The sequence below is a fragment of the Paenibacillus physcomitrellae genome (genome assembly GCF_002240225.1).
Taxonomy (GTDB): Bacteria; Bacillota; Bacilli; order Paenibacillales; family Paenibacillaceae; genus Fontibacillus; species Fontibacillus physcomitrellae.
In genome coordinates this window covers 2,280,727-2,293,814 of record NZ_CP022584.1, presented here as the reverse complement: position 1 = coordinate 2,293,814, position 13,088 = coordinate 2,280,727, and the positions used below count along the sequence as shown (strand labels likewise).

Here is a 13,088-nt window from a genome sequence, read left to right as displayed (position 1 = left end):
TATGAACGGATTAATCGAAACACTTTACCGGTTTTATGAAAACATGGGGATGCCGGCAGTTCTGCTGCCGCTTCTCCCTTTCCTGACTTTGATCGTGATCCTGTACGCGGTTCTGTTTGCGGTTACGAGATTTTTAGTCAAGAAAAAAGTGATGCGGACCAAAACCGCCAGCTTTTATATGTTTGTGTCGGTGTGGGTCGTAGGTTTCCTTCTGTTTACGCTCGGACCGATGATTTTTTCGCTTTATATCAGCTTTACGCAATGGGAGGTCGTCAATCCGCCGGTGTGGATCGGGACCGATAACTACCGGATGTTGTTTAAGGACAGCATCTTTTACAAATCGCTCGGCGTGACTTTTTACTACACGCTGGTCAGCGTGCCGCTGCAGGTGGCTTTGTCCCTGCTGATCGCCCTGCTGATGAATCTGAAGCTGCGGACGATCTATCTGTTCCGGACCATCTATTATATGCCTACTCTGGTGCAGGGGGTTGCGCAGGTCGTGCTGTTTATTTGGATTTTCAATCCGAACGTAGGTCTGATCAATTCGGTGCTGAGAGTATTCGGCATTGAGGGGCCGGGCTGGCTGACGAGCCCTTCCTGGGCCATGCCGGCGATCATCATCATGAGCTTGTGGACGGTCGGCGGAAATATGATTATTTACCTGGCCGGCTTGACGGATATTCCGCAGAGCCTTTACGAACAAGCGGATATCGACGGCGCCACCGCCTGGCGCAAATTTTGGAACGTTACGCTGCCGCAAATCTCTCCTATTTTGTTCTTTAACACGGTGACCAGTATGATCGGCGCGTTCCAGACGTTTACGCAGGGTTTCCTGACGGCTGGCGGGCCAGATAATTCTTTGCTCTTTTACGCTTATTATTTATACCAAAATGCCTTTATGTGGTTCAAAATGGGCTACGGCTCCGCGCTTGCCTGGGTGCTGTTCGTCATCATCCTGATCTTTACGGCACTGGTCTTCCGCAGCAGCGCATTATGGGTTTATTACGAAAATGAAGTTGGGGGGAGGAAACGTCGTGTTCGCAAGCAAAAAGCGTAGTACCACCGTCAAGCGTATTTTGGCCTATCTCATTCTGATCGCCGGGAGCGTCGCTTTTTTGTATCCGTTTATCTGGATGATCGCAGCGTCTTTGCGCAGTCTGGAGGAAATCGCGAAATCCGGCATGAATGTGTGGCCGCAAAACTGGCGCTGGGATAACTATTCCAAAGCGTTGTCCTCCTTCCCTTTTGGCCGTTATCTGGTCAATTCTATTATCACCACCGTACTGCCGATTATCGGCACGGTATTCTCCTGTTCGCTGGTCGGTTATGCGTTTGCCCGCATGAAGGTAAAAGGCAGCGGCCTGCTGTTTGTGCTGGTGCTGTCGACTATGCTGCTTCCCGGCGAGGTTACGATGATTCCGCAGTTTATCCTATTCAAAAAGCTGGGGATGCTCGATTCCCTGTATCCGCTTATTGTTCCGACCTTTTTCGCCTCGCCGTTTTACATTTTTCTGTTTCGGCAATTTTATTCCCGGCTTCCGGTCGGGCTTGAAGAGGCGGCGATCATTGACGGCAGCGGCTACTTCAAGATTTGGCGCACCATCTTTCTGCCTTTGTCCAAACCGGCGCTTATGGCTGTAGGCGTTATGGTGTTTATGGGCTCCTGGAACAACTTTATGGGACCGCTGATTTATGTCAACAGCGATAAATGGAAAACGCTGACCCTCGGGCTGGCCGGGTTCCAGGGCACCTATTCGACAGCCACCAACCTGCTGATGGCAGCAGCTGTAGTGATTACATTGCCATGTATCGTTTTGTTCTTCACCGCACAAAAAGCATTTATGGAAGGTTTGACCTTCTCCGGTTCTAAAGAGAGCTAAATTACAGACAAGGGAGTGGAGTTTAGTGACAGACATTTTGAAGTTGAAAAAAGAGGCCGGCGTTATCGCTTTTCAATCATCGGACGCCGAGCTGAATGAAGGTTTCGTTTGGGCGAAAAACCAGGCTCTGGCTTACGCCCATTTCGGCGAAGACGCCGTCGGGCCTTGGTATGAAGCGGCCCTGCCCGGACGCGGAGCCTTCTGCATCCGGGACGTCATGCACCACAGCGCCGGAGCGGCAGCGCTTGGCCTTGCGCCGCACACGAAAAACATGCTGCTGCGTTTCGCCGAAAACATCTCGCCTTCGCGCGATTGGTGCACCTATTGGGAAATTACCAAAGATGGCGAACCTGCCAAAGAGGATTACGACAATGACCAGGATTTCTGGTATAACCTGCCGGCCAACTTCGATATCATCGATGCCTGCTGGCGGATGTATCTCTGGACGGGCGACCAGGATTACCTCGACCATCCGGTTCTTCGGGAATTTTTCCGACTGACCTTAACGGAATATACGAATACGTGGGACAAAGACGGGGACGGCATTCTGGATTACAATCCGGCATACGGCCGCCGTGGCCTCGCTACCTATAATGAAGCCGGCATCCAGCCGCTTGCGGGGGGAGACATGATCGGCACGCAAATCGCGGCTTACCGGGCCTATGCCAAGATGGCCGGCCTGCGGGGCCGTGAAGAGGAACAGCAAACCTATGCCGCCAAGGCGCGTGAGCTGGAGCAGGTATACGATCGTCTCTGGTGGAGCGAGGAGCATGGCCGCTTCAGCGGCGCGATGCGTCAGGATCGTTCGTTTGTCACACAATACAACGCTGAAGGCACTTTTCTGCCGCTTTATTTTGGAGTTGTGACAGACCCCGCCAAGCTGGAGCGGTCTTTGCAGGACGTTAATGTAAATCTTGTAGAAAACGTAGAGGGAAAAACCTATCTGCCGGATATTTTTTACCGCTACGGCATGAACGGTGAAGCTTTCCGCGAACTGAAGGAGCTTGTTGATCCTGACCTGCACCGCCGCGAGTATCCGGAAGTATCTTATTGCGCGGTAGGCGCTGTCGTCACCGGCCTGATGGGCATTTCCGGCGACGGAGGCAGCACGCTGTCGACGCTGCCGAAGCTGAACGGTTCGCTGGAATGGGCGGAAGTGAGCGGGGTACCCGTCCTGGGTCGCACGGCCAAAGTCCGTCACCTGAAAGAGGAATCAACGGAACTGACCCTTGAGCAAGGGGAAACGCTCCTTTGGAAGGCATCTTTTCCTGGGAAAGCCGATGTTTTATACCATAACGGCGAGGCGGTTCCCGCCCAGACCGTAACTACGCTGCTTGGCGAAACGTTCTCCTCTGTTACCGTTCAGGTTGCCGAGGGAGAAACGCATACCGTATCCGCCAAGCCGAAGGGCTGAAGCCGATGAAGTTTGATCTGCGCGAACAGTCGTTCAGTACTTATGGCTCTTATTTGGCTTTTTCTTATCCTTTTGATCAAAACAGCCCCTTCAGCCAAAAGGTTTGCCTCCGCATTTTGCATGGGGAATTCGAGCGGCAGGACATGTATCCGCTGCTCCTGGAAGATGAGTCGGGTTCCGAGCTTCCTTACGAAGCGACCGGAACACCGGCCGAATGCACGCTAAACGCCGGAGAACGGCAGCTCCGTTTCTGCTATCAGGATGCCGACAACGTCCATTTTACCGGCAACTGCGGGGTGCAAATCACGAAAGCGGAGCTCGGCGGATACAACCGCGCCGTGTACCGGCGGGAGGATCTGTGGGAGCTGGCAGGGGATACCTCATCTCTCATGGTGATTGTCCGGGCCGGGCGGGTGGTCAATGAGTCCGTGTGGAGTCCGCGAGGGACCGGGGATGACGCGATCCGGCTGCGGATCGTTCCGGATGAGACCGGCCGCGTCGATTTTCAAGTTCAGCGGTTCGATTTGACTTACCGGCCCAAACCGTACCTCCCTTACGAGGATAATCGGGCAGCGAAAGAACAAGCATTTTCGCAATTTTTGGGGCAGATGCCGAAGCTGCCCGAGGTTTACAGGGAAGCAGCTGAGCTGGCTTTGTACATCAACTGGTCTTCGGTCGTGGAGCCGGAAGGGTATGTCAAAGCCCCTGCCATGCTTATGACCAAATCGTATATGAATTTCATCTGGAGCTGGGATTATGCGTTTAACGCGCTGGCGATGTGCCAGGGCTGGGAGCAGCTCGCTTACGACCAGTTTCTGGCGATGGTGCACGTTCAGGACGAAGACGGGGCTTATCCGGACTGCTTTAATGCCCGGAAGCTGATCCGCGGCTTTGTAAAACCGCCGGTTCAAGGATTCATATTGGACCGCATGCTGGAATTTGCAGTTCCCCCGCAGGAGGTTCTGGAAACCTTGTATGGCTCGGTGTCCCGGCTGACCCGCTGGTGGCTTGATTTCCGGACCGGTGAAGACGGCCTGCCGCTGTACCACCACGGGAACGATTCCGGCTGGGATAACGGAACGGCGTTTGCAGCCGGCGTGCCGATCCAATCACCCGATCTTTGCACCTGGCTGATCCTGCAGATGGATTTCCTGAAACGTATGGCGCTCCAGCTCGGAAAGCCGGACGAGGCAGACGAATGGAACGCGAAAGCAGACAGCCTGCTGGCGGCCATGCTGGATGTTCTGGTGGAAGGAGATCGTTTTACGGCGTTAAAAGTGCCGGAAAACATCCGAACCGGCTCGAACAGCCTGCTGCTGTTCGTCCCGCTGCTGCTTGGCGAAAGGCTGCCGGAAGAACTGCGGCGCAGCATGCTGGAGGACCTGCTTTCGCCGGGGCGCTTCCAGACCGCGTTTGGTTTTGCTTCCGAAGCCGTGGACAGCGTTTATTTCGTGGAGGACGGCTACTGGCGGGGCGCTGTTTGGCCGCCGCTCGCCTACATCCTGTCCGAAATTTTGCGGATCAACGGCCGTGAACAGGAAGCGCGGGAAAATGCCCGGACGTTTTGCGACAACTGCGTTCGCGCCGGCTTTGCGGAGAACTACAGCGCTTTGGACGGACACCCGCTTAGGGATAACGGCTATACCTGGACCACCAGCGTGTTTTTGATCTTTGCCCGCGATTATTTAGCTGATTAGATGGGGAGCCTGTGACCTGGACAGCAGTGCTTGAAACAGAGAACTTATACAACAAAGCCTTCAAAATCGCAGCTTGCGATCTTGAAGGCTTATTCTTTTTGCAAGACTTGAAGGCGGGGGGGGGAGGATTAATGAAGATTCCGGGGATCAGCCTCATGTGGATCTGGAGTCAGGGTTGAAAGGGAGTCAGCTTTAGATGAATCAGGTTTAAGCGCCACAGCTCTTTGTTTTAGATCATCAAAATAAGTTCCGTTCTGCAGGCCGTCGACAAATTGCTGCAGCCATTCATAGTAGTTGGCGGCGTGTCGCAGCTTGTGCAGATCTTTTAAACCGGCTTGCCGCTCGGCTTCCGGCGTATCAATATCCAAAATGATTTCGGACAGCTGGGGGCTGACCTCGGAAATAACTTGCCTCATGACATCGATTTCCCGCTGCAGCTTGGTTGTAAAAAAGGACTGGAACGCTTTGAAAAAGTCCGTCTCCGCTACATATAAATCTTTCCGTTCCTCTTTCTCGTCAAGCTTGGACACCATTCTGGATTCCATCAGAGAGCGGACTGCATAACTCATGCTGCTCTTGCTCATGTTCATGTATTCCTGCATTTCCTCGAGCGTCATAGGACGATCTTCAAAAAACATAATGCCGTAAAGCTGCCCATATGAATAATTGGCACCATACAAATCCATCGTTTGGGCAATGGCGTCTATGACTTTTGAACGGAGCTCTTCAGAAGGACTGGAGGGCTCTTTCATTTTTCCGGAGTGATCTTTCTTCACAATTCCACCGCCTTGGGTAAAATGCAGTCACCTGCTACTCCTAAATTTTACACAAAATTGATCTAACTTTCACGTAGAGATAACCCTTGTCTCTAAGAATGAACGTACAATATTTTTTGAACAAACAAGAAATATGGCGTTAAAAAGCTTGTTTAAAGATAATATTCAAAAAATACTGAACAAGAGGAGAAGAGATGAAAAGATTCAGATGGGTAGAAGAGCTGAAAGCACTGCTCTTTACCTTACCGGCTATGGTTCCGTTAGCGTTGTTCTGGTTTTTCCCCCTTGGGTACGTCTTCTACCTAAGTTTTATGGAATGGGATTTTATGAGTCCTGTCAAGACCTTTGTAGGTCTGGGGAATTTCAAGGAGCTGTTCGCGGACCCGGCATTCTATCAATCGCTCAGAGTCACCATTTTGTTTTGCCTGGGCAGTGTCATACCGATTGTGGTCGTGGGACTCGGGCTGGCCCTTCTGCTAAACGGAAAGATCAAAGGCGGCCCGATTTACCGGGTGTTATTGTTCTCGCCATGGGTGACCCCAACGGTTGCTGTTTCGATCGTTTGGTCATGGATTTTTGAACCGGATGTTGGACTGGCCAATACCTTATTGAAGGCTGTGGGGTTCTCCGGAGTACGTTGGCTGGAAGATTCCAACTGGGCATTGGTCGGCATTTTGCTGGTTACGATTTGGAAGTCGGCCGGCTGGGCCATGGTCTTCTATCTGGTTGCGCTCCGGAATGTTCCTAAGGATCTGCTGGAAGCCGCCGGGCTTGATGGGGCAAACCGGGTACGCCGTTTCTGGCATGTAACCCTGCCGCTGATCTCGCCGATTACCTTCTTCCTGGTGATCATGCAGCTGATCCAGTCCATACAAGCATATGATCAGATCAATGTGCTCACCCAAGGCGGACCGGCCGGATCGACCCGGACGCTTCTGTATCTCTATTATCAGTCTGCCTTCGAGTCATTTCAAATCGGCCAAGCTTCCTCAGTAGCTGTCACCTTGGTTGGCGGGTGTATTGTCCTGTCGCTGCTTTCTTTCTGGGTGGGGCGCCGGACCGTGCATTATTCGTAAGTCTGTTAGAAAGGAGTGAGCAAACAACCATGACGGGATACAAAATCTTGGGTAAATCTCTCAATCATTTCATGCTGGCCATTGCTTCGGTGGTTATGGCATTTCCATTCTATTGGATGGCTACCAGCGCCTTAAAAAATAACGATGAAATCTGGCAGTTCCCCCCGACCTTATGGCCGCACCAGCCGAGATGGGAACAATTTGCCGAAGCCTGGCACGCAGCCGCTTTTGACCGTTATATCCTGAACAGCGTCTTTGTGGCCGTTTCTATCGTCATCCTGCAGGTGGTGAACTCGGGAATGATGGCTTATGCGCTGACCCATATGAAGTTCCGGCTGAAGGGTTTTTTTACGGCTATTGTGTTATTGGGATATATGATTCCCGCCACTGCGGTCTACTTGCCTGGATATATCGTATTGAGCAAACTCGGACTGCTGGATTCCTATACCGGGTTAATTTTATCCAACTGCGTAAGTGTCTTTTCGATCTTTCTGATCCGTCAGGCCTTTCTGCAGGTGTCTCATGAATTGATTGAAGCGGGACAGGTAGACGGAGCTTCCCATTTCCGAATCCTGAGTACGATTTTATTTCCACTAACGCGGGCATCTTTCTCCGTACTTGGATTGATTACTTTCATCGAGCAGTACAACAATTATTTCTGGCCGATGCTCATTACCAAAAGCTCTAATCTGCAGCTCGTATCGGCGGGCCTGCGCAGCTTTTTTGTGGAGGGAGGTGCTTACGGGCTGAAGTGGCCGCTCATTATGGCGGCAAGCGCCTTTACCATTATTCCTCTGCTGATTCTGTTTACCTTTACACAGAACACCATCATGCGAAGCGTTAACCTGTCTGCCGGTGCTACCAAAGGTTAAGGGGACTAATCCCCGGCTTCCAGCCAAGCTATTACGTCGGTTTTGCAAAAAAAAAGATTAGTGGAGGGAAAAAAGAGATGAAGTTGAAAAAATCATTGTTGAGTTTGCTGCTGCTGTTATCGGTGTTCTCCCTGGCAGCTTGCGGTTCCCATTCAGGGGCCAACGCCGGACAAGCTGATGCAGCGGGTACAGAGTCAAGCTCGTCCAATACCGGTTCGAACGGAGGGGCATCCACCGAGCCTGCCAAGGAACCCGTTACTATTGAATTCTGGTATGGACTTGGCGGCAAGCTGGGTGAGAATATGCAGACCTTAATCGATAAATTTAACGCTTCCCAGCAGGAAGTGATCGTAAAGCCGGTAGTTCAGGCTGATTATTCCGAGACGGAGCAGAAACTTCAGGCGGCGATTGCCTCAGGTAACGTTCCGGCAGCGGTCTTGTCCTCTAACGTCGACTGGGCGCGTAAAGGATATTACGCCTCGCTGGATGATCTGCTCGCGGCAGATTCTGATTTTAATGCGAGTGATGTCGTACAGACATTCCTTGAGCAAGGCAAGGTAGACGGGAAACAATATTTCCTGCCGATGTACGGGACTACGCAGGTGATGTATTTCCGGAAGGACGCTTTGGAGAAAAACGGAATCAAACCGGAAGAGCTGACGACCTGGGAGAAGCTTGGAGAAGCGGCTGCAAAAATGACGGTCAAAGAAGGAGACAAAACCACCTTCTATGGCTGGGAACCGATGTGGGGCGCGGATAACCTGATAGATGCGGTATACAGCAAAGGTGGTAAGATCATCAGTGATGACGGCAAAACGGTACTGATCGATTCTCCGGAATGGATCGAAACCTGGGATATGTTCCGCAAGTGGATTTTTGAAGACAAAATCATGCGTATCCATTCAGGCGGCCAAGGCTGGGAATATTGGTATAAGACGATTGATGACGTCATGAAAGGACAAGCTGCCGGATATACCGGTTCCAGCGGTGACCAAGGCGATCTTGACTTTAATGTCGTAGCCGCTATGGAACAGCCGGGGTGGGAAGGTGTAGGTCCAGGTAAGCCGGTGGCTCAGGCCATTCTGGCAGGCATTCCGGCAAAAGCCAGTCCGGAGCAGCAGCAGGCAGCGATAAAATGGTTTACGTTCTTCATGAGTCCGGAGAATACGGCGTTCTGGTCGATGAATACCGGATACATTGCTGTGCGTCAGTCTGCGCTTGAGAATCCGGATTTCGTAGCCTATAGTGAACAAAATCCGCAGGCAACGATTCCGCTTAAGCAAGCTACGCATGGTTCCGAACCGTTCCAGGATCCAACCGGCGGAAAAATTGTGGATGCCCTGAAGATTGCGGCGGACAAAGTAGAAATTGGCAATACGCCGGCAGAGAAGGCGCTAAAGGAAGCCAAAGAGACGGCACAGCGTGCGCTTGATGCTTTAAACAAATAAAGAGTGAAATCATATATCTCTCGGAAGGAAACATCCATGCCTAAAGTAAAGGTTGGCGGACAGGTTTATAAGATTCAGGCCGTTCTGCTTGATAAGGACGGCACCATTCTTGATTTTGTGTATACCTGGGCACGATGGGGCGAGCTTTTGCTCGCCCGATTCTCCAGGGAGCTGGAAGCAAGGCAGTTAGAACCTCTGGTGAGCGGGATGTTGGCCGGATGGGGAATTCGGAAAAATGAGCAAGGGGCCGTCAGCGGTTATGACCGCAACGGCCCCCTCTCCATGGGGACCCTTGAGGAGCTTCTAACGCTGCTGGCGTGGGAAGGCTTTCGAAGAGGCCTGTCCTGGGCAGAAGCCAAGAGGCTCGCCGCCCGGTGCCGGTTGGAGGCAGATACTGCGCTTGAACAGGAGAAAGCCGTGCGGCTGCTGCCGGGCGTGCTGGAGTTTCTGGAGAACTGCCGGGAAGCGGGAGTGCCGGTTGGGCTGGTTACCTCCGATGAAACGGCTGCCGCAGTTAAGCATCTGGATTGGCTGGGTATTAGCTGTTATTTCTCGGTGTGCATGGGAGCTGATCAGGTTCAGCAAAGTAAACCCTTCCCGGATATGGTGGAAGAAGCCTGCCGGAGAATGGGTATTCGCCCGGAAACCTCCGTCGTGATCGGCGATACAAACGGAGATATGATGATGGGCAAAGCTGCAGGAGCATTAGCGGTTGGCCTTGATATCAGCGGTAGTCCCAAGGGCATGAGTAGAGGAGAATTCCAGGAGGCTGATTGGGTGATCAGATCCTATTCGGAGCTGGAGTTCCTGAAAGAACAAGTGAGATAAGTGCTGGAAGGTGGAAAAGGTATGGGGTGGTTGTTCTTACTATTGGCCATTGTCCTGGAGCTCTCTGGTACATTGTCCATGAAGCTGTCGAACGGCTTCGCCCGGTGGATTCCTTCCATGCTGATGTTTATTTTCTATGGAGCGAGTTTTACATTTTTGAATTATGCGCTGAAATACATGAAGATCAGCATCGTATACGCAACATGGTCGGGCATCGGAATTGTTTTGATCTCCCTGGCGGGAGTTATCGTGTTTCAAGAGAAACTGCCGTTATCTGCAATGTTATGGATCATTATCATTGTTGTCGGGATAGTAGGTTTAAACATGAGTATTAAAGGAGGCTGATCGATTATGATAGATAGAACGAACCATCCAGCTGGAGCAGACGGAGGACCTCTATTATCCTTTCAGGTCATAACCGATACCCATGTGACGGAAGATCCCGGTCATACCTACAATAAAAATCTGGAACGTGCGCTGCTGGATATTGCCGAACAGGCGCCGGATACGGACGGAATCATGCACGTCGGAGACGTTACCGATCACGGTTCTCCTCTGGAATATGAAGAATGGCAGCGTATTTGGAGACGTCATGCCGGGACGCTGCCCCTTCCTATATCCACCACGGGCAACCATGATGTGGGTCTGGGAATCGGCGTCTGGCCGGACCGTCTGGATAAATTTCTGGCCGCAACGGCTATGCCGGGGCCTTACCATGACCATTGGATCAAGGGGCATCATTTTATTTTTCTGGGAACGGAAAAGGGTTTAATGACCTTTTGCTCTTTATCGGCGGAGCAGCTTGAATGGCTGGACCTAAAGCTGGAAGAGCAGGCTGAAGAGGGGAAGCCGGTTTTTGTATTTCTGCACCAGCCTTTGATGAATACCACCTCGGGCTCTTATGAAGCACAGGAATGGTACGGGGTGACGGAAGATCAAGAGCTGAAGGCCGTATTGGCCAAACATCCGCAAGTTATTCTGTTCACCGGACATACTCACTGGGAGATGGAAGCGCCCAACTGCCATTTCGACGGCGGAAGCGGGCAGCTGCCTCATATGTTAAACGCAGCCTCCGTGGCTTACTTGTGGACGGATGAAGATGAACATAAGGCCGGGAGTCAGGGATTTTTTGTCGAGGTTTATCCGGATCATGTTCGGGTTAAAGGGCGGGATTTTGCCGCGGGCCAGTGGATTGAAGCAGCGCAATACCGTGTTGATACTGGCAGTAAGATAAAGATGTAAAGATAATAATTTAAGGATATAAGCTCCAAAGTACATTTCCCCCCAAAAAACACGCTTGCTTGAAGCACGGCTATCGGCCCAAGCAAGCGTGTTTTGATTTGTTTCTGTCAACTTGTTTCTAACAGAGTTAGAACGACGTGAACTCAATAGTCGGTTATTTCGATATCGCAAGCCGGGTCAGCCAGCTTAGCCACGGCCGCAAGCCTGGTGATTTCGAGCCGGTTGGTGTCGCAGCAGAGCAGGGCTTTGGAGCCTGATTGTGACGGTGGAGAAATTAACCGGGCCTCGCGGTTTAACCTTTGTTTGATTGCTAAAGCGACCTCAGTATGCTGGTGGCAGTAGATGCGCGCCGTTTTGGGGGCGGCGAAGCCTGCCTTTTTGATCATGCAAATATAAACGAAGAGTAGAACGGCTACAACAAAGATGAACCCTATGAATGGTTCGCCGTCCGTTGTCTCCAAAGCTTCGATCGGGGAAAGTTCACCCGGATTCGGGAATGTATCCATGATAAGCCTCCCAGTGGCGGAGCAGGAAGCGGGATCCAGAAACTTCAGGAGCTTATTTATTCAGGAGCTGAATAAATTGAATTGTTCTGGAACTGTATTGAGCTAGGCCTTAGCCGGCTGGTTCATCGCCTAAGGCTGCTTTCTCCTCCGTCCGATTTCGTTTCTCCCATTTGAAGATCCGGTTCAGCAGCTTATAAACATGTTTGCTTTCTTTGGTGAGAAGCGGTCCGAGAATCGCCAGAATCAGCACATACAGAGCCGCAAAGGGCTGGATCAGCGGCAGAAGACCGCCGGCTTTGCCCAAATTGGCGACAATGATTGAGAATTCTCCCCGCGATACGATCGTTAAACCAATATTGGAGGAAGCTTTAGCGGATAGGCCGGCGCTCCGTCCGGCAATCATGCCTGCTATAAAGTTGCCGATTAAAGTCACGATTACCGCTCCAAGCGAATACCACAAGGCGCCTCCCAGGGCGAGAGGGTCGATGGTGAGGCCAAAGCTGAAGAAGAAGATCGCCCCGAAAAAGTCCCGAAACGGAATGATCAGGCGTTCTATTCGGTGGACGTGCTCGGTTTCGGCGAGAATCAGGCCAACCAGCAGCGCACCGATCGCTTCGGCAACGTGAATAGTCTCCGAGAAACCGGCTATGATGAACAGCAAAGCAAAGATAATCAAGGCAAACAGCTCATTGCTGGAAACGTTCAGCCATTTATTCAGCAAAGGCACGGCTTTGCGACCGACAATCAGGAGCGTCAGCATGAAGCCAAGAGCCAACAGGGCCGACAATAACACGCCCCCAAGGGTGGTTGACCCGCTGAGCACCAGACCGGATAAGATAGATATATAAACGGCGAGAAAAACGTCTTCGAACATAATGATCCCCAAGATCATTTCCGTTTCAGGATTTGCCGTTCGTTTCAGGTCAACCAGTACCTTGGCCACAATTGCGCTTGAAGAGATGGTTGTGATCCCGGCGACGACCAACGTTTCCTGAAGAGGGAACCCGGCACCCCAGCCAAACAAAAGTCCAAGCGTAAAGTTTATGACAATGTAAATGGTTCCGCCAACGGCAATGGATTTTCCTGATTTGATCAGCCGTCCTATCGAAAATTCCAATCCTAAATAGAAAAGTAGAAACAATACACCGATTCGGCCCATAAATTCAATCAACGGCGCACTTTCGATAAATCGAAAGTCCAGATGCCAGATTTGACCCGCATGTGGTCCGACAGCCATGCCGATGAGGATGTAGAACGGAACGACCGAAAATTTGAGTTTGCCGGATAGGAAACCCCCAACGGCGATCAAAGCTACAGCCAATCCGATTTCAAATATCAGATGGTCCAAA

At 51.5% G+C, this 13,088-nt stretch carries 13 protein-coding genes; 10 read left to right on the top strand and 3 right to left on the bottom strand.

Annotated features, from left to right (window positions below; all coding sequences use genetic code 11):
* Position 1 precedes the first annotated feature (1 nt).
* The 4 genes from CBE73_RS10355 to CBE73_RS10340 are packed head-to-tail and all read left to right on the top strand — an operon-like array spanning position 2 to position 4,991.
* On the top strand, positions 2-1,057 hold the full coding sequence (locus CBE73_RS10355) for a carbohydrate ABC transporter permease (RefSeq protein ID WP_308420960.1): 1,056 nt from the start codon (positions 2-4) through the stop codon (positions 1,055-1,057).
* Positions 1,035-1,880, top strand: a complete 846-nt coding sequence (locus tag CBE73_RS10350; RefSeq protein ID WP_157739490.1) for a carbohydrate ABC transporter permease — start codon at positions 1,035-1,037, stop codon at positions 1,878-1,880. The genes CBE73_RS10355 and CBE73_RS10350 overlap by 23 nt, the downstream gene beginning before the upstream one ends.
* Positions 1,881-1,905: 25 nt before the next feature.
* A complete protein-coding gene (locus tag CBE73_RS10345) occupies positions 1,906-3,294 on the top strand; it encodes an alpha-L-rhamnosidase-related protein (RefSeq protein ID WP_094094167.1) in 1,389 nt (462 codons plus the stop codon).
* A gap of 5 nt (positions 3,295-3,299) precedes the next feature.
* On the top strand, positions 3,300-4,991 hold the full coding sequence (locus tag CBE73_RS10340) for an MGH1-like glycoside hydrolase domain-containing protein (RefSeq protein ID WP_094094166.1): 1,692 nt from the start codon (positions 3,300-3,302) through the stop codon (positions 4,989-4,991).
* Positions 4,992-5,119: 128 nt separating this feature from the next.
* Here CBE73_RS10340 and CBE73_RS10335 read toward each other — a convergent pair whose 3' ends face one another.
* Positions 5,120-5,743 (bottom strand): GbsR/MarR family transcriptional regulator, encoded by a 624-nt coding sequence (locus CBE73_RS10335; RefSeq protein ID WP_229752833.1) that lies wholly within the window; start codon positions 5,741-5,743, stop codon positions 5,120-5,122.
* 218 nt (positions 5,744-5,961) lie between these two features.
* Between CBE73_RS10335 and CBE73_RS10330 the strand changes: the two genes are divergently transcribed.
* The 6 genes from CBE73_RS10330 to CBE73_RS10305 all read left to right on the top strand — a co-directional run bounded on the left by CBE73_RS10330 (position 5,962) and on the right by CBE73_RS10305 (position 11,233).
* On the top strand, positions 5,962-6,843 hold the full coding sequence (locus tag CBE73_RS10330) for a carbohydrate ABC transporter permease (RefSeq protein ID WP_094094165.1): 882 nt from the start codon (positions 5,962-5,964) through the stop codon (positions 6,841-6,843).
* A 29-nt stretch (positions 6,844-6,872) separates the two neighbouring features.
* Positions 6,873-7,715 (top strand): carbohydrate ABC transporter permease, encoded by an 843-nt coding sequence (locus tag CBE73_RS10325; RefSeq protein ID WP_094094164.1) that lies wholly within the window; start codon positions 6,873-6,875, stop codon positions 7,713-7,715.
* Positions 7,716-7,792: 77 nt separating this feature from the next.
* The gene (locus CBE73_RS10320) at positions 7,793-9,163 is read left to right on the top strand and encodes an ABC transporter substrate-binding protein (RefSeq protein WP_094094163.1); all 1,371 of its coding nucleotides are present in this window, start codon (positions 7,793-7,795) and stop codon (positions 9,161-9,163) included.
* Between the two features lie 36 nt (positions 9,164-9,199).
* On the top strand, positions 9,200-9,991 hold the full coding sequence (locus CBE73_RS10315; protein ID WP_094094162.1) for an HAD family hydrolase: 792 nt from the start codon (positions 9,200-9,202) through the stop codon (positions 9,989-9,991).
* A 21-nt stretch (positions 9,992-10,012) separates the two neighbouring features.
* A complete protein-coding gene (locus tag CBE73_RS10310; RefSeq protein ID WP_094094161.1) occupies positions 10,013-10,336 on the top strand; it encodes a DMT family transporter in 324 nt (107 codons plus the stop codon).
* A gap of 6 nt (positions 10,337-10,342) precedes the next feature.
* The gene (locus CBE73_RS10305) at positions 10,343-11,233 is read left to right on the top strand and encodes a metallophosphoesterase family protein (protein ID WP_094094160.1); all 891 of its coding nucleotides are present in this window, start codon (positions 10,343-10,345) and stop codon (positions 11,231-11,233) included.
* A 143-nt stretch (positions 11,234-11,376) separates the two neighbouring features.
* Here the strand turns inward: CBE73_RS10305 and CBE73_RS10300 are convergent, their stop codons facing one another.
* Complete coding sequence (locus tag CBE73_RS10300; protein WP_094094159.1) at positions 11,377-11,739, bottom strand: hypothetical protein; 363 nt, start codon at positions 11,737-11,739, stop codon at positions 11,377-11,379.
* 109 nt (positions 11,740-11,848) lie between these two features.
* Positions 11,849-13,087 (bottom strand): cation:proton antiporter, encoded by a 1,239-nt coding sequence (locus tag CBE73_RS10295; RefSeq protein WP_094094158.1) that lies wholly within the window; start codon positions 13,085-13,087, stop codon positions 11,849-11,851.
* Position 13,088: the final 1 nt, after the last annotated feature.

What these genes read in the sequence shown, in the direction of transcription:
- CBE73_RS10355 (WP_308420960.1), top strand. Translation starts at nt 2, where the DNA reads ATGAACGGATTAATCGAAACACTTTACCGGTTTTATGAAAACATGGGG.
- CBE73_RS10340 (WP_094094166.1), top strand. Translation starts at nt 3,300, where the DNA reads ATGAAGTTTGATCTGCGCGAACAGTCGTTCAGTACTTATGGCTCTTAT.
- CBE73_RS10335 (WP_229752833.1), bottom strand. Translation starts at nt 5,743, where the DNA reads ATGAAAGAGCCCTCCAGTCCTTCTGAAGAGCTCCGTTCAAAAGTCATA.
- CBE73_RS10330 (WP_094094165.1), top strand. Translation starts at nt 5,962, where the DNA reads ATGAAAAGATTCAGATGGGTAGAAGAGCTGAAAGCACTGCTCTTTACC.
- CBE73_RS10325 (WP_094094164.1), top strand. Translation starts at nt 6,873, where the DNA reads ATGACGGGATACAAAATCTTGGGTAAATCTCTCAATCATTTCATGCTG.
- CBE73_RS10320 (WP_094094163.1), top strand. Translation starts at nt 7,793, where the DNA reads ATGAAGTTGAAAAAATCATTGTTGAGTTTGCTGCTGCTGTTATCGGTG.
- CBE73_RS10315 (WP_094094162.1), top strand. Translation starts at nt 9,200, where the DNA reads ATGCCTAAAGTAAAGGTTGGCGGACAGGTTTATAAGATTCAGGCCGTT.
- CBE73_RS10310 (WP_094094161.1), top strand. Translation starts at nt 10,013, where the DNA reads ATGGGGTGGTTGTTCTTACTATTGGCCATTGTCCTGGAGCTCTCTGGT.
- CBE73_RS10305 (WP_094094160.1), top strand. Translation starts at nt 10,343, where the DNA reads ATGATAGATAGAACGAACCATCCAGCTGGAGCAGACGGAGGACCTCTA.
- CBE73_RS10300 (WP_094094159.1), bottom strand. Translation starts at nt 11,739, where the DNA reads ATGGATACATTCCCGAATCCGGGTGAACTTTCCCCGATCGAAGCTTTG.